This is a genomic window from Bacillus cereus, from assembly GCF_002564555.1.
GTDB lineage: Bacteria > Bacillota > Bacilli > Bacillales > Bacillaceae_G > Bacillus_A > Bacillus_A cereus_K.
This window is the reverse complement of the sequence record NZ_NUVD01000057.1, coordinates 1-1,353: the sequence shown is the minus strand read 5'-3', so window position 1 is coordinate 1,353 and position 1,353 is coordinate 1. Positions and strand designations below refer to the sequence as shown.

Below are 1,353 nucleotides of genomic sequence, written 5' to 3'. Positions count from 1 at the left end.
AAGAAGAAAAGAGAATGAAATAGAGACTGTTTTTTAAAAAATTGGATGATCAGGTGATAAAAGGGTTATAAAGTAATACGTTTAAATATTAGTTTAAGGTAAGAATTACCTTTTTATATTAATTGAGTTGTAGAATGACTAAGAATATTTTAGATCTTATATGAAAAGGTTATGTGAAAAAGAGCTATCTAGCTTTTTTTCACATAACCTTTTGTGTTTTTAAAGGATTTTACATAAGAAAAACTCTATAATTAAGGTAGTTAACATATATTTTTTGATGGGTGTGGGGGATTGTGAAGGAAATATGCATGTTATTAGTGGCTGTTATACTATGGGGAACGGCAATTGCGCCAACGAAATGGGCGTTAGAATCTATTCAACCATTTACTTTATTATTTATTCGTCTTTTCTTTGCGGGGGGAATTTGTACGCTTTTCTCATTTAACGAACTACAAAAAGCAATTGTACATAAACATATTCCATGGAAAAGAATGAGTTTGCTATCTTTTACTGGTGTAGCCGGGTACTTTATGTTCACATCCTACGGCATTTCTTTAACAAGTGGATTACATGTTAGTATCATAGATGCTGCATTGCCGTTAGTTACCATTCTTTTTTCAGCGTTCTTTTTGAAAGAGGAAATTCAACTTAACTATTGGATCGGTATTATATTGGGGGCTATCGGAGTACTTCTTATTACAATTCCATCTAGTAATGTCGATCAAGAGGTATCTTTAATAGGAGATATCCTTATTTTATTAAGCACTTTCTTATTTGCTTTCTATACAGTATTGTTAAAACAGCCAAAACAGGAACAGTATCTATCAAACAAGGTTTTTACAACATTAACTTTAATTATAGGAGCTGTTATTCTATTACCATTTGCAATGGTAGAAACTTTTTATTATGGTTTCCCAAAGATTGAAACGTGGAAGACTGGATTTAGTGTGATGTATCTTGTTATTGGAGCGACAATTCTAGCATATTGGTTTTGGAATAAAGCACTAGAGAGAGTTTCCGCATCAGTAAGTGGATTATATTTAAATGGATTACCGTTAATAAGTATTGTTGCTTCAATTGTTCTATTAAATGAATCTTTAACGTGGAGAATAGTAATAGGCGGTGGCTTAGTCTTATTTGGAGTGATATGGGCGGATAAACGTAAATTAATTGATTTATTTATGACAGGAGATCGAAACATTAAAGAGAATGAAGAGTGTTAAAGTTTATAAGTGTATATAATGTGTAATAAAAAGGACGCCTTGTATGTAATGAGATGTCCTTTTTATTATTTTTATTATTAATTGAATAAAAGGTGTTGACGATTTGGATATAGAGGTGTAATATAGAACA

General features: G+C 31.0%; 1 protein-coding gene. It reads left to right on the top strand.

The annotated features are described in order from the left end of the window. Window positions 1–308: 308 nt before the first annotated feature. A complete protein-coding gene (locus tag COI75_RS17235) occupies window positions 309–1,223 on the top strand; it encodes a DMT family transporter (RefSeq protein ID WP_000927819.1) in 915 nt (304 codons plus the stop codon). Window positions 1,224–1,353 lie beyond the last annotated feature (130 nt).